The following is a 16,674-nucleotide window of genomic DNA, read 5'->3' as shown; positions in this document are numbered from 1 at the left end:
CCTCGCGAAGCGCTATAATGAAGAAATGCTATGCTTAGCACAGACTTCTAGAACCTTATTCACTGGAAAAGACAAATGCAACATTTACCTACCGTTGATTATAAAGCGAGCGATGCGGCCGCTCAATTTGTTGAGTCACTAAGAAACACAGGTTTCGGTGTATTAAAAAATCACCCAATTCCTCAGTCATTAGTTGAGTCTATTTACAAAAATTGGCAAGAATTCTTTAATTCTGAGCAAAAGCACGAGTTTTTATTTTCAAAAGAAACACAAGATGGTTACTTCCCACCATCAGTGTCAGAAGTTGCAAAAGGCTTTACCGTTAAAGATATTAAAGAGTACTACCACGTTTATCCAAAAGGCCGTGTTCCAGCACAGCTAGAAGAAGAAATCCGTGAGTACTACCGTTTAGCAAATGAGTTTGCAGCAACATTATTAAGCTGGGTTCAAGCTGAGGCACCAGAAGAGGTGCGTGCTAAGTTCTCTATCGACCTTAAAGATATGATTGCTAACTCTGAGCAAACACTCCTGCGTATTCTTCATTACCCACCAATGACAGGTGATGAAGAGCCAGGTGCAATCCGTGCAGCAGCGCATGGCGACATCAACTTATTAACTGTATTACCTGCGGCAAATGAGCCAGGTTTACAAGTACAAAAAACAGATGGCGGTTGGTTAGACGTACCATGTGATTTTGGTAACCTGATCATCAATATTGGTGACATGCTACAAGAAGCGTCAGGTGGTTACTTCCCATCAACGATTCACCGTGTGATCAACCCAACGGGTAAAGCGTCAACGAAATCACGTATTTCGTTACCATTATTCTTACACCCGCGTCCTGATGTTGTGCTTTCTGAGCGCTACACAGCAGACAGCTACTTACAAGAGCGTTTACGCGAACTTGGTGTTAAGTAAAGATTGAGTATGAGAACAAAGCGGCATTAGAGCCGCTTTTTTTATGCCTAAAATTAGTCTGCTAAGTTCAGCATTAAGTGTTAGTTTGAAAATAATTCCATGCATTATTGACTATCCTAGGTATAATGCGCGCACTTCGCCGAATCGGCTGAATTTTTTAAAGAGAGATAGTATGAGTTTTGATGGGTTAGGTTTATCACCAGCTTTAGTAAATGCAGTTTTAGAAAAGGGCTATGAAGCACCTACGCCTATTCAATCACAAGCTATCCCTGCGATCATTGAAGGCCGCGATGTTATGGCCGCAGCGCAAACTGGCACAGGTAAAACAGCAGGTTTTACGCTGCCGTTAATTGAGCGTTTGTCAAAAGGCCCTAAAGCGGGTGGCAACAAAGTACGTGCATTAGTATTGGCACCAACCCGTGAGCTGGCTTTACAAGTAAGCGAAAATGTTGAGCAATACGCTAGGCATTCAAATGTTAGCTCATTTGTTGTTTATGGCGGCGTTAAAATTAATCCGCAAATGATGCGCCTTCGTAAAGGTGTTGATATTTTAGTTGCCACACCTGGTCGTTTATTAGACCTACACAATCAAAATGCTGTTAAGTTTGATGATTTAGAAGTGCTGATCCTTGATGAAGCCGACCGTATGCTTGATATGGGCTTTATTCATGACATCAAACGTATCATTGCTAAATTGCCTGCTAAACGTCAAAACCTGATGTTCTCAGCGACTTTCTCTGATGAAATTCGTGAACTTGCAAAAGGGCTCATTAACGACCCCGTTGAAATTTCAGTCGCGGCAAAAAACACCACAGCTAAAACGGTTGCTCAATCTGTTTATGCGGTAGATAAATCACGCAAAACAGCATTACTTAGCCATTTGGTCCGTACCAATGATTGGCAACAAGTATTAGTATTTTGCCGTACCAAGCATGGTGCAAACCGTTTAGTTAAGCAGCTTGAACGCGATGATATTGTGGGTGCTGCCATTCACGGTAATAAATCGCAAGGCGCTCGCGTTAAGGCACTCGAAGGCTTTAAATCGGGTGAAGTGCGCGTATTAGTGGCAACCGACATCGTTGCTCGTGGCCTAGATATCGTTGAGCTACCTCACGTTGTTAACTACGATTTACCGAATATTTATGAAGATTACGTTCACCGTATTGGCCGTACAGGCCGAGCGGGTGCATCGGGTCATGCTATATCGTTTGTAACAGCAGATGATGCCGACGATTTATATGGTATTGAGCGCTTTATTGGTGAGCTTATTCCGCGTGCAACCGAAGCAGGTTTTGAGCCAAGCAAACCAGTTGCTGAAAAGCCACTAGATACGCGTCCAATCAAGCCGAAAAAACCAAAAAAACCAAAAAAGCCAAAAGCACCAGCTCAAGATGGTCAAGGTGCAGCAAAACCTGCACAAAAGCCAAAACCTAAATCGCAAAAGCGACCTTCACAAGGTAAGTGGCAGGGTAAGGGTAAAGAGCAGGACCAAAACCAAAAAGGCGCTAACAACGGGAATAAATCGAATAACAATAAACCAGCAGGTAATCGCCAGCGTGTATCGGGACCATCTCGCCCAAGACGTAAACCCGCTGCGGATAGTTAATAACAGTTAAAACAAAAAACGCGCAATTGCGCGTTTTTGTTTTTCTAAGCGATTAAACGAGTTTAATGCAATATAAGGTGGCGACACCAATAAAGAGTGTTACGGTGACACTTAACAAAGTGCCCAGCATGACATATTCAGTGAGTTGTTTTTCGCTACTTTCTTTTAAATCACCAAATCGGAAGATAGACTTGGCCGCTAGCAGAAAGCCCACGCCGCCGTATTCACCTAGCAAGATAAAGCTCAACATCAACACTCGTTCGAGCAAGCCAATAAAATGCCCCGCAGCAGGAATACTGCCTTCATTGTTTATCTGAATATTGATTTTCTCTAGCATCATGCGAATAAACACAGAGCTTGGGTTGAGCACCAACAAATAAGCTGCAATAACAAACAAGGTATCGAGGGCAATCAGCTTTTGCCACGCTAAGCTATAAAATTCATTCTTATCACTAAGCCAAACGCTTAGCATTACAATCACAACAAGATGCGCCAACTGGTCGAGTAAAAACGGCACTACGCCTTTATTTGAATACGACTTAGCCAAGTCAATGACATAGTGGCTTAGCATAATCGCAACCGTTGCTATCAATACACGAGAGGACTCTTGCCAGCCGTATGTGTATTCCCACAGTGTGAGTACAGCTAAAGAGGTCACACCATGTGTCAATACGTGCAAATAGAGCTTACTGGCACGAAAGTGACGGTTGTTTCTATCGTGCACCCAGCTCATTGGCTGCCAATAAAAGTCTGCAAGTAAGTGGCCCAGTACTAACGCGGTGAGTAATAGAGCAAAACTGGTCATAACAATCCTTTGAGTGTGGTTTGGCTGTAATTTATAAAGCGCTCGATAAGTTGATAATGGGCTAGGTTGAGTAACTTAGTGACATTCTCTCGGCTTGTATTTAGCTCTTTGGCAAGCTCTGCATGGCTGTTGTTCTCGGCGGTTAAATAATAAAACAGGGCATTAGCCTGCTTTTGACTCATTTTTTCAAGCAGGACTTCGACAAGCGCAATATTAAGCGCAAAGCCTTCTTCAAGGGGGTTATTTTCAATATTTAACACTAAGCGTTGCTGGCCGATGTTATCTAAACCACGGCCAGATAATGTATAAGCACTGCCTGTGGCTGTTTTTATATCGGCGCGTGGGTTGTCGAGTGAGCCAATAGCCAAGCTTTGTCGCAGCTCATAATTGGCTGCCTTCATTTGCAAATACAACAAGATGGCAGCATGACATACCAGCTCAGGCTCTGTTAGCTGTACTTGCAATGCATCGCCACGGTAAATGGTAAAGCTTGCGTTAAAGCGCTTAGCAACAAAGCGTAAGCTTTGATCAAGCTGATAAAGCATGGCGTCGTATTCTTGTTGTGGAATTTTTTGTGATTTAATTAAATCACCGCTGATCACCGCAATCATTATGATCCCTTAGATTAAGTAACTTAATTTAGTTACATCTCGATAAGTAACCAAATTTGGTTACTTTGTTTTATGTAACCAATTTAGGTTACTTTTTCGTAAATATCAACCTAGATATGCTACAGTGGACACAAATCACTAAAAACAGAAAAGTTATGTCAGCAGTTGATAAGCCAAAAGTCGGTATTTTTGTAGATGTACAAAACATTTATTACACCTGTAGAGAAAGCTACAAGAAAAATTTTGACTACAATGCCTTTTGGGCACAAATGAGCGAACGCTACCAAATCGATTGCGCCATTGCGTATGCAATTTACCGTGGGGATGAAAAGCAATCGCAGTTTCAAAATATTTTGCGCGCAATAGGCTTTGAGGTAAAACTGAAACCTTTTATTCAGCGCAAAGATGGCAGTGCGAAAGGGGATTGGGATGTTGGCATTACCATTGACATGCTAGAGCATGCTAAGCAGCTCGATAAAATGGTATTACTTTCGGGGGATGGTGATTTTGCGTTATTGCTTGGTCACTTAGCAAATAAGTATCAGCTACCGTGTGATGTCTATGGTGCAGAGTACCTCACCGCTGATATCTTAAAGCAATCTGCTGCTGAATTTCATTGTATTGACGATTCACTGCTACTATCAAGGTAAAAAAATATTCCAATAAAAATAAAATGTTTAACTAAAGTATTATTTCAGCTAAGCTAACATTAGCTACACTTGATGATAAATAAAGGAATAGTCACGCACAACGCACTAAATTATGCAAAAAAGCACAAATAAAGGTGTTATAGGACATTGTTGATGTGGTTTCTAATTTTCTTGTCTATTAAATAAAGCGTTTTAATTCAATAAATTAAAAATAAATATGAAAGTTATACGAATTTTTATAAAAAATATAATGACAACGCTGTCATTTGTTGTGTAACATTAAATCAACAAAGGTTGAGATGATTTCGCATTCTGATAAGAAAAATAATGCGATTTAGACAAAAACTAAACGAAGGCTAGGGGTCGTTAAATGATGGCGAAGAGTGTGAATGAGGACCAATTGTTTATTGGTATCGATGGTGGCGGAACGAAATGTCGAGCAACTATCTACTCTGTTAAACAAGGTGTATTAGGAACTGGCCTAGGTGGTCCTGCAAATCCATTACATGGTTTGGAACGTACTCTCGAATCAATTATGGTCTCAACACAATTAGCACTTCGTGATGCGGGATTACCGCTTGAAACCGTTCATCAGCTTTATGCCGGGTTAGGTTTAGCAGGCGTAAACCTACCTAGCTTGTACGACAAGATTATGGAATGGGAGCATCCATTTAAACAAATGTTCCTCACCACTGACTTACACACAGCCTGTATCGGCGCCCATGAAGGGAGTGATGGTGCAGTGATCATCACAGGCACTGGCTCATGTGGTTTTTCATGTGTAAATGGTCGCACAACTAACTTTGGCGGTCATGGCTTTGCTCTAGGCGATAAAGGCAGTGGTGCCTGGATGGGTCTTGAAGCAATAAAAGCGACCTTGTTAGACCTTGATGGCCTAGGCGAAGCAACAAATCTGACTAACGTGATCACCGAGCATTTTGCAGCTGACAATGCAATGGCGATTGTTGAGAAAATGTCTGGTCAGCCTTCGAGTAGTTTTGCCAAATTAGCCCGCTATGTATTTGAAGCAGCCAATAACAATGACAAAGTTGCGGTTTCGATTGTTAAAGAGGGTGCTGATTACGTTAGTAAATTAGCTCAGCGTTTATTAGAGAATAACCCGCCACGTTTATCTATGATTGGTGGCTTAGCTGAGCCATTAAATAAGTGGCTTGCAGAGGATATTGCGAAACGCGTTGAATCTCCTATTCAACCACCAGAAATGGGCGCGGTGTATTTTGCTCAGCAATCTGTGCTTGAACAAAACCAAGAGGTAAGTTTGTAATGACGATTTATCATGCAAGTTCATTGTTTACCGGTGACGAATTTTTATCTGACGTGTATTTTAGCGTCGATAATGGTGTGTTTAAGCGTGTTGAAGCAGATGCTAATGCCGTTGCATTAACGGGTTTAGTGGCCCCCGGTTTTATTGATGTACAAGTGAATGGCGGTGGCGGGGCGTTTTTTAACGCTGAACAAACGTCAGATTGCTTAGATAGAATAGCCAAAGCACATGGTAAGTTTGGTTCAACTGCGATTATGCCAACCCTGATCACTGACCAAGTCGAAGTCATGGCAAAAGCGGCCGATGCCACTGCACAAGCAATTGCTGAAGGTGTTCCGGGCGTAATGGGTGTTCACTTCGAAGGCCCGCACCTTTCATTAGGGAAAAAAGGCACCCACAGCGAGCAATTCATTCGCCCTATTACAGAACAAGAATTTGCGATTTATGCCCGCCAAGATCTAGGCATTAAAATGGTTACCTTAGCACCTGAGAATGTCAGTGCTGATGATATCGCACGCTTAGTCGAGAGTGGTGTAAAAGTGTGTATTGGCCACACCAATGCAGACTTTGCGACCACCAATGCAGCACTTGCGGCAGGGGCTGATGGTTTTACCCACTTATTCAATGCCATGTCAGCATTTACATCACGAGAGCCGGGTGTTGTGGGTGCTGCACTTTGGGATGATAACAGCTGGTGCGGTTTAATTGTTGATGGTCACCATGTACACCCATCATCAGCAAAATTAGCAATTCGCACCAAACAGCGTGGAAAAATTATGCTAGTCACAGATGCAATGCCACCTGTGGGGACTGATGACATGGAGTTTGATTTCTTTGATGGTCGTAAAGTTATTCGTACTGGCGATAGATTAAATTCAACGACCGGTGAATTAGCGGGCAGCGTGCTTGATATGGCAAGTGCGGTGCGCAACACAGTGAACACATTGGATGTTAGCCTTGCTGAGAGCTTACGTATGGCATCACTTTATCCTGCACAATATTTAGGTTTACATAAAAAAGGTCGCTTACTGAGCGGGTTTGACGCTGACTTTGTGGTGTTAGACGCACAGCAAAATGTACAAGCCACCTTTATTGCTGGAAAAGCGCTATAACAAGCTTCCCTGGTAAAAACCCCGCCGTTGTATCGCGGGGCTTTTTCTATTTAAGGTAATACAATGACAACAACACAACCAACAAGAAAACGTTTGGCATCACTGGATGCACTGCGCGGCATGGATATGTTTTGGATATTAGGCGGACAGTCACTATTCGCAGCGCTCTTCGTTTTAACAGGCTGGACTGGCTGGAAAGTTTTTGAAGCCCATACTGTACATAGCGTTTGGCATGGCTTCACATTTTACGATCTAATTTTCCCATTATTTATATTTTTATCGGGTGTGGCGATGGGGCTAGCCCCGAAACGCATTGACCATTTACCGTTTGATGAGCGCAAAGTGTATTACCGCAAGGCGGGTAAACGTCTTTTACTATTGTGTTTATTAGGTATTTTGTATAACCACGGCTGGGGCACAGGGATGCCGATGGCGTTAGATGAAATTCGCTATGCCAGTGTGCTTGGCCGCATCGCTATTGCGTGGTTCTTCTGTGCAATGTTGGTTTGGCATACTAGTTTACGAACACAAATTATTACCGCTGCGGCTATTTTAGTGGGTTATTGGTTACTACTTTGTTTTGTTCCAGTGCCGGGTGGCAGTGCCGGCGACCTTTCAGCGGCAGGGAGTTGGAATGCATGGTTTGATGCACACTTACTGCCGGGGATTAGTTATCAAAACCGTGTGGTAGACCCTGAAGGTGTGTTGTCGAATATCCCAGCGATAGTCAATGCATTAATGGGTGTGTTTGCAGGTCAATTAGTGGCTCGAGCTCAGCAAATTGGCGAGTGGAAAATGACCGCCTTATTATTCGCCGCAGGTGTGGTAAGTGTGTGTTTAGGTTGGTTATGGGATTTACAGTTCCCAGTAAATAAAGAACTTTGGACCAGCTCATTTGTGCTTGTAACCGTTGGCTGGAGTGCCATATTGCTCGCCGTTTTTTATGCACTGGTTGATATTTTACCGGGGCAACGCGCTGCGTATCCATTTGTGATCATAGGTGCAAACTCGATTATTATTTATTTAGCGTCAAGTCTTGTGAATTGGGGCTATGTAAGCCAAAGCGTATTTGGTGGGGTGGTTCGAGCTGTGCCAGAGGCGTGGCAACCCCTGATGGCGGTCATTGCGTTATTAGCAGTACAAATGCTGGTATTGCATTGGATGTATCGCCGTAAGATCTTTGTTAGTGTTTGATAATTATTAAACACTAACAGAAAGAGTAATTTTTTATTCACTTTTACTTTACAAAGATAAAACTAGAAGTGATAATGACAGCGTTGTCATAATGGTTATAGCTACTGCATCGTATCCTGGCAGTGGTTTGATCTAAAACCCAGCTCGATTGCACGTGGGGTTGGGTTTTAGGTCCCATTTTTTTCCAACTTATAATTAGAGCTAAACGATATGCAAATAGTGATTCTTGATGATGCAGCCCAAGTTGCAGCGTATGGTGCCAACATCTTTGCGAAACAATTACTAAAAAAACCAGCCTCGGTACTTGGTCTTGCCACAGGTTCAACACCTGTTGCTTTGTACCAACAACTGATCGAAAAAAATAAAGCTGGCGATATTTCGTTTAGCCAAGCGACAACATTTAACTTAGACGAATACTTAGGTTTAACTGGCGAGCATCCACAAAGTTACCGTTACTTTATGAATGAACAGCTATTTAACCATGTTGATATCGACAAACAGAACACCCATGTACCGCCGGGTGATGCAGTAAATCCGCTTGTTGCTTGTACTGAATATGAGCAAAAAATCACTAACGCTGGTGGTGTTGACATACAACTACTTGGTATTGGCCGTAATGGTCACATTGGCTTTAACGAACCTTCATCTGGTTTGACATCACGCACCCGTGTTAAAACACTGACGAAAGCGACAATTGAAGACAATGCGCGATTTTTTGCTGAGGGTGAGTATCAACCGCATTTATCAATCACTATGGGTATTGGCACTATTTTAGAAGCCAAAAAAGTAGTGCTTTTAGCAACCGGTGCAAGTAAAGCGGATGCCGTTCACGCCATGGTAGAAGGCCCGTTAATGGCTAAATGCCCAGCTTCAGCACTGCAACTTCATAAAGATACGGTGATCATCATTGATAAAGCTGCCGCAAGTAAATTAGAAGATTTAGAGTTCTATCAGCATATTGAAGCTGAGAACCAAAAACTACAAGCGCACCTAGCGACTTTGTAAAATTGTGAGAGAGAATAAAAAAGCCCAGTTTGGGCTTTTTTTATGCCTGTAATAAATTGGGTTTATCATCCGCTTATGGTAGTTTTAGCGAGTAAACTATTTTCAAGGAACGCCATGCTGAATTACTCTCAAATGCCATTGGATCGTGCATCAAATCGTCGTAAAGATCCAAAGTGGTTAAAGGCTCAAATGAATTCTCAGAGTCGCTGGTTATTGGTCAATAACAATCAAAGTTTATTTGTTAAAGACAGTCCTGAAGTGTGTTATTTACGCTTATCTCAAGTGGATCATCTCGATTTATCAAAAAGCATTTTATTGGGTTTAGACGACGATGATGTGGCTCATTTTGCTTTAGATGTCAGCCATGTTCCAGACTCACTCATTGAGCCTATGCTTAATGACGCTGAATTTGTAGATATTCGCAAGTTAGGCCCACAAGTTGAGCTAAAACAAGGCTCGATTGCTGCACTGGCAAGGGGCTTGTGTTTTTGGCACGCAACACACCGGTTTTGTGGTCGTTGTGGTCATGAAAATAACATGGTTGAAGCTGGGCATTCACGATTATGTGAGAACCAAACTTGCCAGCATCAAACCTTTCCGCGAACCGATCCTGCGGTGATTATGATAGTTACTAAAACCTTTTCAGATGGGGTTGAGCGCTGCTTGTTAGGCCGTCAAGCAAGCTGGCCTGAAGGTGTTTTTTCAACTCTTGCTGGTTTTGTAGACCCAGGTGAAACACTAGAGCAGGCCGTTGCCCGCGAAGTTATGGAAGAAGCTGGTGTTGCGGTGACAGATATTCAATATATCGCTTCACAGCCTTGGCCATTTCCATCATCAATTATGTTTGGCTTTATGGCCACAGCAGTTTCAGAAGATATTCAAGTAGATAAAGATGAGTTAGACGATGCAAGATGGTTTAGCCGTGCTGAACTTAATGAATTCGGCCAATGGCATGAGCAGGGCAGTCATCTTAAACTAACCCGACAAGATTCTATTTCTCGATTTTTGGTTGAGCACTGGCGCAACCTGTAAAGCACAGCTTGGACAAATTATGACAAAGACAAATAAAAATACCCAAATCGTCTCTGCAGGGCGTAAAAAAGCGTACACACAAGGGGTTGTGAACCCTGTGGTGCAACGTGCATCAACGGTAGTATTCGATTCAGTGGCTGATTTAAAAGCAGCGGCGAAGAAACGAGGCGACAAAACTTTATTTTATGGCCGCCGCGGTACGACGACACACTTTGCTCTTCAAGAAGCAATTGCAGAACTAGAAGGCGGCGAAGGCTGTGCGCTATATCCATCAGGTGCGGCTGCAATAAGCAATGCGCTACTCTCGTTTGTGAAAACGGGCGATCATATTTTAATGGTGGATACTGCTTACGAGCCGACCCGTGATTTTTGCGACAAAATACTGGCTGGATTAGGAATTGAAACAACTTATTACCCGCCGGGAATTGGTGCAGGGATTAGTGAGCTTATTAAAGATAACACTCGCGTATTGTTTTTAGAATCACCTGGCTCAATCACCATGGAAGTGCAAGATGTGCCAGCCATGGTTGCTAAGGCAAATGAGCGTGGTGTTATGACCATGCTAGATAACACCTGGGGTAATGGCCTGCATTTTAGACCGCTTGAGCATGGCGTAGATATTAGTATTCAAGCAGCGACAAAATATATCGTTGGTCACTCAGATGTGATGATGGGGGTGGCGGTTGCCAATAAAAAATATTGGCCAACCCTTCGCGAAAATTCATACCTACTTGGTCAATGTACCTCTGCTGATGATGCTTATTTAGCGCTACGTGGTCTGCGTACTATGGCTGTGCGTTTAAAACAGCATGAACAAGCAGCCATCGAAGTGGCTAAATGGCTTGAGACACACCCATTGGTTGATCATATTCGCCATCCTGCTTTTGCAACGTGCCCGGGTCATGAGTTCTTTAAACGAGACTTTGATGGCAGTAACGGCTTATTTTCATTTGTAATGAAGCAAGGTAATCAACAAGCGATTGATGCGTTTTTAGACAACCTACACCATTTTAAAATGGGCTTTTCTTGGGGGGGTTATGAGAGCTTAGTCACGGCAAACCTGAGCATGAAAGGGCTTCGCTCTGAAACAGGTTGGTCGCAAGGTCCAGTAATAAGACTTCACATTGGTCTTGAAGATGTGGCTGATTTACTAGCCGACCTTGACCAAGCGCTTGCAGTGTACGAAAGCCACCTCTAGGTTAAAAGTTTATACTTTGTTACATAAGACCCGCTTGTCGGGTCTTTTTTTTCTGGTAATTCAAGCTGTTTCAACTTAGTGTAATTCTAATAATAAAATTCATTAAGGATTATGAGTGACGCAGTTACATCCTAAACGTCTTGCACAAATTGCCCAATTTGAGCTGGTACGACTATTTCTGACCAAACGTGGTTTGTTGGCGGTTGCCGCTTTTGCCATTTGTTGGCTACTTATTTTACGCTATCCCATTGCCCAATCTGTGACCTTGATTAGCTCACCTGATTTTGCCGACTTTGCTAGACAAGCATTTGGCGCCATTGGCATCAGTAAATTGCTTGATTGGCCTGAATCTGAACTTGCTGTTTATTGGCTGATTGCCTTATTTAGTTTCCCAAGTTTTTGTTTGTTTTTATGTAGTGATCAAACAGTGGGCGACAGACAACGAGGTACGTTACGCTTTTTATCACTTAGAGCGACTCGTTCAGAAATTATTATTGGTCGCTTTTTAGGGCAGTTACTCATTTTAGCGGCATTGTTGTTTGTTACCTTGATGGCAACCGTTGCAATGCTCGGTTATCGTGAGCCAAGTTTGCTGCTTTCTGGCTTATCGCGAAGCTTTATGTTGTTATTTTATTTGCTTGTTGCGGTTATGCCATTTATTGCCTTGATGAGCTTTTTGAATACATTTGCCCGTTCATCGCGTCTTGCGTTTGTATTGGCTATTTTGTTCTTTGCTGGCGGTAATATTGTTATTGGCTTACTAACATGGCAATGGCCTGCATTTGAGGTTTTAAATTACATATTTCCGGGCTATCAACTTGATTTAATGGCAGGTCAGCGTGCAGGTGTTACATTGGCTCTAGGTTTACCACTTTTACAAACGGCAGTGCTACTGCTTGCTGGTGAACGAATTTTTGCGAGGAGCTCATTATGACCGTTTTAATTCAGGCACAAGGCTTGTCAAAAAACTACGGGGCTAAACGAGCGCTCGATAACGTTAGCTTTGAGATAAACAAAGGGGCACCGGTAGCGCTAGTTGGTCCTAATGGTGCGGGTAAAACAACGTTATTCAGTTTGTTATGTGGCTATATTTTACCAAGCTCAGGAAAGCTATCGGTAATGGGGCATACCCCAGGCAGCGCGGCGTTATTTGGCAAGCTAACCGCGTTACCGCAAGATGCTCAGCTTGATCCTCGTTTTAGTATTGCACATCAACTTAACTTTTATGGTCAATTACAAGGGCTCAGTGGTGCGGTTCGTAAAAAAGAAACGGCTCGTGTTTTAGAGCTGGTTGGTTTGTCAGAAGTGGCTAAGCAGCGACCGGATGACCTTTCTCATGGTATGCGTAAGCGAGTGACGATTGCACAGGCATTAATTGGTTCACCTGAAATAGTGATGCTTGATGAAGCAACTGCAGGCCTGGATCCAATTCATGCTCGTGAGGTAAGGGAGCTGGTAAGTTCTTTAAGTAACGAAGCAACATTTATCTTAAGCTCCCATGACTTAACTGAGCTTGAGCGATTATGCTCTGGGGTTTTACACCTCGATAAAGGGGTGTTAAGTGAGCATCAAGCCCGTTCTAGCACGCAGGATAATAAACACTTTATTACGCTGCAGTTAAATCAACAATATGATGATGTAGAAGCAAAGCTTGCTGGCCTTGCCCATGTACATCATGTTTATATGAGCCAAGCAAAAGAATATGTGATCGAGTTTGAAAAAACCGCTGAGCCTTTTGATATCAATCTTCTACACTTTTGTTATCAACAAGGCTGGCAGTATCGTCAACTGGTAAATGGTCACACACTCGAAAATCAAATTTTTCATAAGGAGAGCTAATTATGGGTCTATTAAGCGGATTAATGGGTAACGCAAGTGAAGTCGATAATGATGATTTAGAAGAGCTGCTTGCTAATACCTTGATTGATGGTGAAACAGTACAAAAAGCCTATAAAGTCATTCGTGATATGTTCATCTTTACCAATAAAAGATTAATTATTATTGATAAACAGGGTGTTACTGGCTCTAAAGTTGAAATGCTGAGTATTGCTTACTCAAAAATTACTAAGTTTAGTAAAGAGAGTGCTGGGCATTTTGACCTTGATGCTGAACTAAAAATTTGGGTTGGTTCAGATCCAACGCCAATCAGTAAAGACTTTAAAGCAGGAGATAACATTAATGAGGTTTATAGAATTATAAGCGAGTTTGCTTTATAAGGTACTGACAAGCTTTATTTTTTCACTAAAAGTTGGTTTAGAGACGCAAGTTTCGGCCAACTTTTTCTTTACATTTGCCGACACTTTATTACAATTAATCAAGTAAAAACAAATGCTTAGTTAAGTTTCCATTCAGTTTTCTCACGTTAGCATGTGCCCAACTTAGCCATCAGGCTAGTTTTCAACAGCAATGAAACAATGTTAATAGGGAAATCTGTTTATGAAAAAGTTAGCAGTTATTATTTCGAGTATGCTTCTGTCAACTGCCGCGACTGCTGCGGATAGTTACCAATCAATCAGCCATTTAGGGTACATGGACACCGATGGCAACGACACAGTAAGTGTTGATTCAACGTATTACTTCGCGCCAAAGAAAACAATGGGTCCATACGACCAGTTTGAATACATCAACAGAACAACCAATGTGTTTGGTTCGTACGCAGATGATGACTTTGGTGATGTAACTAACATCGGTGGTGAATACTTCGTACAAGATTTTGTATTTGGTGCGGGTTACAGCAACTACGATTACGGTTCAGATACTGATTTATTCAATGTGTCTGCAGGTTACTTCTTTAATCCTAACCTTCTTCTTAAAGCGACATTTATCGACGTAGAAGACGGCGATAACACTGTAATGTTCGACCTTAAGTACAATCACCAGCTTAACAGCACTGATTACTTAGGTTTCACATTCACAGCTGACGATGAGTTTGATTACCGTGCAGTAAATGCAAAATACTTCATGGATCTTCAACAAGGTAACTACCTAACAATTGAAGGTACAATCTCGGATACAGACGATAGCGGTAGCTCTTGGGAACTAGGTTCTAACTACTACTTCTCTAAAGCAACGTCAGCATTTGTAACGTTTAATAAAGAAGATGACTACAGCTTTGGTGCACAGCACTTCTTTAACAAAAACGTTGGTTTAAAAGCAGGTTATGCAAACAACTGGGATGACTCAGACTACGATGCATACTTTGCAAACGTAAGCTTACAGTTTTAATCATTAATTTGATGATATAAAAAAGCCCGCATTATGCGGGCTTTTTCGTTTTTATCATTACCAACCGCACTGGCGGCCTTCATTTTGCTCATCAAGGTATTTTTGTAACGGTGCAAAGTAATCTAAGATTGCTGTTGCATCCATTTCTTCTTTACCAGTGATAGTAGCAAGAGCTTCTTGCCATGGGCGGCTTGAGCCCATTTCTAACATAGCATTTAGTTTTTCACCTGCCTCAGCAGAGTTGTATACAGAACAACGGTGAATAGCTTCTTCGTTACCGGCAATTTCACATAAACTTCTGTGGAAGTCGAATTGTAAAATGTGCGCTAAGAAATAACGTGTGTAAGGCGTGTTGCCTGGTACGTGATACTTAGCACCTGGATCGAAGTCTGCTTCGCTACGTGCGATAGGCGCTTGTACACCTTGGTATTTTTCACGTAATTCCCACCACGCTTTGTTGTAGTTCTCTGGCGTTACTTCACCTGAGAAAACTTTCCAGCGCCATTGGTCTACCAATAAACCAAATGGAATAAATGCTACTTTGTCTAATGCCATTTTCATTAACAGGCCAATATCTTTTGACTCATCAGGCACCTCGTCTAATAAACCAATTTCTTTTAAATAACCTGGCGTTACAGAAAGAGCAATGGTGTCACCAATCGCTTCGTGGAAACCATCGTTCGCACTTTCTTGATAATAAATAGGCTGCGTGTTGTAAGCGCGTTGATAGAAGTTATGGCCTAACTCATGGTGAATAACAGAGAATTCTTCACCTGTGCGTTGAATACACATCTTAATACGTAGGTCGTCTTTGCTATCAATATTCCAAGCTGACGCATGGCACTGTACGTCACGATCTTGAGGTTTAGTGAATAGTGAGCGCTCATAGAAGGTATCTGGCAATGGCGCAAAACCCATTGAGGTGAAGAACTTCTCAGCGCCACGTACCATTTTAAGTTCGTCGTAATCGTGTTCAGCTAATAGTTCTGTTACGTCATAACCAGGATCGGCATTTTCTGGTGCAACAACATCGTAAATGTTACCCCACGTTTGTGCCCACATATTACCTAAAAGGTGTGCAGGGATAGGCTGGTCTTGAGGTACTTTATCTTCGCCATATTTTTCACCTAGCTTGGCACGAACGTGACAATGTAATGAATCATAAAGCGGTTTAACTTGGCCCCAAATGCGGTCGAGTTCTTTTGCAAAATCATCGGCTGGCATGTCGTATTTACTACGCCACATAGCACCTGTATCTGCATAACCTAGCTCTTTTGCACCTTCATTGGTGAGGGCAACTTGTTGCTCATAAAGCGGGCGCATAGGTTTTGAAACTTGACGCCAACCTTGCCATAAATCAAGCAATTCATTGTAATCACGGCTCGTTGCCATTTTAGCGGTCATGTCGCCAAGGCTTAAACAGCTACCATCTTCTTTACAGTATTTACCTTTACCATAAATACCCCCTAGCTCAGCCACTAATTGTGAGAGCTTAGCTGTTTTTTCAGCATCTTGTGGTGCAGGTAAGGTAAGCGCTAGTTTAAGTTTATCGAGTTTACGACGCGCATCGTAATCTAGCTCTAAACTATCGAATTTTGCAGCTTCATTAGCAAGGCGAACAACGGCTTCGGTCATCTTGCGATTTACTTCAGCAGATAGTTCCGCAGTATCATGGGTAATGAAGTTGGCATAAATCCACTCAGCACGGCTTGCTTCTAAATAAAGCGCGCTTAATTCTTTTTCAGTATCGGCGATAAATTTAGCGGCATCTTGTGCTGTTACTTGGCTTGCTTTGACTTCAGCAGTCGTTGTTTTATTGCTCGTAGCGTCATCATTACAGCCTGTAAGTGCTAGTGCACTTGCGACCATAAGCGCGCTGATGCTGAGCTTAAATGGAGTCTTTTTCATAACGTTCCCTAGAAGTTTATTGTTATTTATTGCCCATGCATAATAGCAGTGTCTTAGTAAACAACAAACTGCATCGGTAAAAACAACCTAAGTAAGAGCTGCTTACGTTGTATTTATGGCACGAT

16 protein-coding genes are annotated in these 16,674 nt (G+C 42.3%); 13 read left to right on the top strand and 3 right to left on the bottom strand.

Features of this window, described 5'->3' with window-relative positions; translation table 11 throughout:
• Window positions 1-75: 75 nt before the first annotated feature.
• Together ABMY41_RS07410 and ABMY41_RS07405 are read left to right on the top strand one after the other, a co-directional pair.
• Window positions 76-918, top strand: coding sequence for a 2OG-Fe(II) oxygenase family protein (locus ABMY41_RS07410; RefSeq protein WP_054551580.1), 843 nt, complete (start codon window positions 76-78; stop codon window positions 916-918).
• 172 nt (window positions 919-1,090) lie between these two features.
• Window positions 1,091-2,524, top strand: a complete 1,434-nt coding sequence (locus ABMY41_RS07405) for a DEAD/DEAH box helicase (RefSeq protein WP_349274416.1) — start codon at window positions 1,091-1,093, stop codon at window positions 2,522-2,524.
• A gap of 52 nt (window positions 2,525-2,576) precedes the next feature.
• Here the strand turns inward: ABMY41_RS07405 and ABMY41_RS07400 are convergent, their stop codons facing one another.
• Both ABMY41_RS07400 and ABMY41_RS07395 read right to left on the bottom strand, forming a co-directional pair.
• Window positions 2,577-3,329: a DUF3307 domain-containing protein gene (locus ABMY41_RS07400; protein WP_349274415.1), complete on the bottom strand. Its 753-nt coding sequence runs from the start codon at window positions 3,327-3,329 to the stop codon at window positions 2,577-2,579.
• Window positions 3,326-3,940, bottom strand: coding sequence for a hypothetical protein (locus ABMY41_RS07395; protein WP_175082165.1), 615 nt, complete (start codon window positions 3,938-3,940; stop codon window positions 3,326-3,328). The genes ABMY41_RS07400 and ABMY41_RS07395 overlap by 4 nt, the downstream gene beginning before the upstream one ends.
• A gap of 155 nt (window positions 3,941-4,095) precedes the next feature.
• Here ABMY41_RS07395 and ABMY41_RS07390 point away from each other — a divergent pair, with 155 nt between their 5' ends.
• The 11 genes from ABMY41_RS07390 to ABMY41_RS07340 all read left to right on the top strand — a co-directional run bounded on the left by ABMY41_RS07390 (window position 4,096) and on the right by ABMY41_RS07340 (window position 14,641).
• Window positions 4,096-4,590, top strand: coding sequence for an NYN domain-containing protein (locus ABMY41_RS07390; RefSeq protein WP_175082166.1), 495 nt, complete (start codon window positions 4,096-4,098; stop codon window positions 4,588-4,590).
• A 370-nt stretch (window positions 4,591-4,960) separates the two neighbouring features.
• On the top strand, window positions 4,961-5,875 hold the full coding sequence (locus ABMY41_RS07385) for a BadF/BadG/BcrA/BcrD ATPase family protein (protein ID WP_138619301.1): 915 nt from the start codon (window positions 4,961-4,963) through the stop codon (window positions 5,873-5,875).
• Window positions 5,875-6,987, top strand: coding sequence for an N-acetylglucosamine-6-phosphate deacetylase (gene nagA, locus ABMY41_RS07380; RefSeq protein WP_349274414.1), 1,113 nt, complete (start codon window positions 5,875-5,877; stop codon window positions 6,985-6,987). The genes ABMY41_RS07385 and nagA overlap by 1 nt, the downstream gene beginning before the upstream one ends.
• Before the next feature lie 63 nt (window positions 6,988-7,050).
• On the top strand, window positions 7,051-8,181 hold the full coding sequence (locus ABMY41_RS07375) for a DUF5009 domain-containing protein (protein WP_054561756.1): 1,131 nt from the start codon (window positions 7,051-7,053) through the stop codon (window positions 8,179-8,181).
• Between the two features lie 210 nt (window positions 8,182-8,391).
• Window positions 8,392-9,186 (top strand): glucosamine-6-phosphate deaminase, encoded by a 795-nt coding sequence (nagB, locus tag ABMY41_RS07370; protein ID WP_349274413.1) that lies wholly within the window; start codon window positions 8,392-8,394, stop codon window positions 9,184-9,186.
• A 114-nt stretch (window positions 9,187-9,300) separates the two neighbouring features.
• Window positions 9,301-10,218 carry an NAD(+) diphosphatase gene (gene nudC, locus ABMY41_RS07365; RefSeq protein ID WP_252948558.1) on the top strand — a complete coding sequence of 306 codons (918 nt, stop codon included), beginning with the start codon at window positions 9,301-9,303 and terminating at the stop codon, window positions 10,216-10,218.
• Between the two features lie 19 nt (window positions 10,219-10,237).
• On the top strand, window positions 10,238-11,416 hold the full coding sequence (locus tag ABMY41_RS07360; protein ID WP_251599701.1) for a cystathionine beta-lyase: 1,179 nt from the start codon (window positions 10,238-10,240) through the stop codon (window positions 11,414-11,416).
• Between the two features lie 115 nt (window positions 11,417-11,531).
• Entirely contained in the window at window positions 11,532-12,350 is an 819-nt protein-coding gene (locus ABMY41_RS07355) for an ABC transporter permease subunit (protein WP_063705939.1), read from the top strand.
• Window positions 12,347-13,255 carry an ABC transporter ATP-binding protein gene (locus ABMY41_RS07350; protein WP_058585256.1) on the top strand — a complete coding sequence of 303 codons (909 nt, stop codon included), beginning with the start codon at window positions 12,347-12,349 and terminating at the stop codon, window positions 13,253-13,255. Before ABMY41_RS07355 ends, ABMY41_RS07350 begins: the two co-directional genes overlap by 4 nt.
• Window positions 13,256-13,257: 2 nt before the next feature.
• The gene (locus tag ABMY41_RS07345) at window positions 13,258-13,632 is read left to right on the top strand and encodes a PH domain-containing protein (RefSeq protein WP_054561750.1); all 375 of its coding nucleotides are present in this window, start codon (window positions 13,258-13,260) and stop codon (window positions 13,630-13,632) included.
• A gap of 220 nt (window positions 13,633-13,852) precedes the next feature.
• On the top strand, window positions 13,853-14,641 hold the full coding sequence (locus tag ABMY41_RS07340) for a putative porin (RefSeq protein ID WP_062564210.1): 789 nt from the start codon (window positions 13,853-13,855) through the stop codon (window positions 14,639-14,641).
• A gap of 57 nt (window positions 14,642-14,698) precedes the next feature.
• On the opposite strand, the gene ABMY41_RS07335 is transcribed toward ABMY41_RS07340, so the two are convergent.
• On the bottom strand, window positions 14,699-16,549 hold the full coding sequence (locus tag ABMY41_RS07335; RefSeq protein ID WP_175082172.1) for a M2 family metallopeptidase: 1,851 nt from the start codon (window positions 16,547-16,549) through the stop codon (window positions 14,699-14,701).
• Window positions 16,550-16,674: the final 125 nt, after the last annotated feature.

The sequence above is a fragment of the Pseudoalteromonas sp. BZA4 genome (assembly GCF_040104395.1).
GTDB lineage: Bacteria > Pseudomonadota > Gammaproteobacteria > Enterobacterales > Alteromonadaceae > Pseudoalteromonas.
This window is presented reverse-complemented; position numbering and strand designations above follow the sequence as displayed.

What these genes read in the sequence shown, in the direction of transcription:
- ABMY41_RS07350 (WP_058585256.1), top strand. Translation starts at nt 12,347, where the DNA reads ATGACCGTTTTAATTCAGGCACAAGGCTTGTCAAAAAACTACGGGGCT.
- nagB (WP_349274413.1), top strand. Translation starts at nt 8,392, where the DNA reads ATGCAAATAGTGATTCTTGATGATGCAGCCCAAGTTGCAGCGTATGGT.
- ABMY41_RS07360 (WP_251599701.1), top strand. Translation starts at nt 10,238, where the DNA reads ATGACAAAGACAAATAAAAATACCCAAATCGTCTCTGCAGGGCGTAAA.
- ABMY41_RS07385 (WP_138619301.1), top strand. Translation starts at nt 4,961, where the DNA reads ATGATGGCGAAGAGTGTGAATGAGGACCAATTGTTTATTGGTATCGAT.
- ABMY41_RS07375 (WP_054561756.1), top strand. Translation starts at nt 7,051, where the DNA reads ATGACAACAACACAACCAACAAGAAAACGTTTGGCATCACTGGATGCA.
- nagA (WP_349274414.1), top strand. Translation starts at nt 5,875, where the DNA reads ATGACGATTTATCATGCAAGTTCATTGTTTACCGGTGACGAATTTTTA.
- ABMY41_RS07410 (WP_054551580.1), top strand. Translation starts at nt 76, where the DNA reads ATGCAACATTTACCTACCGTTGATTATAAAGCGAGCGATGCGGCCGCT.
- nudC (WP_252948558.1), top strand. Translation starts at nt 9,301, where the DNA reads ATGCTGAATTACTCTCAAATGCCATTGGATCGTGCATCAAATCGTCGT.
- ABMY41_RS07340 (WP_062564210.1), top strand. Translation starts at nt 13,853, where the DNA reads ATGAAAAAGTTAGCAGTTATTATTTCGAGTATGCTTCTGTCAACTGCC.
- ABMY41_RS07390 (WP_175082166.1), top strand. Translation starts at nt 4,096, where the DNA reads ATGTCAGCAGTTGATAAGCCAAAAGTCGGTATTTTTGTAGATGTACAA.
- ABMY41_RS07345 (WP_054561750.1), top strand. Translation starts at nt 13,258, where the DNA reads ATGGGTCTATTAAGCGGATTAATGGGTAACGCAAGTGAAGTCGATAAT.
- ABMY41_RS07405 (WP_349274416.1), top strand. Translation starts at nt 1,091, where the DNA reads ATGAGTTTTGATGGGTTAGGTTTATCACCAGCTTTAGTAAATGCAGTT.
- ABMY41_RS07395 (WP_175082165.1), bottom strand. Translation starts at nt 3,940, where the DNA reads ATGATTGCGGTGATCAGCGGTGATTTAATTAAATCACAAAAAATTCCA.
- ABMY41_RS07400 (WP_349274415.1), bottom strand. Translation starts at nt 3,329, where the DNA reads ATGACCAGTTTTGCTCTATTACTCACCGCGTTAGTACTGGGCCACTTA.
- ABMY41_RS07335 (WP_175082172.1), bottom strand. Translation starts at nt 16,549, where the DNA reads ATGAAAAAGACTCCATTTAAGCTCAGCATCAGCGCGCTTATGGTCGCA.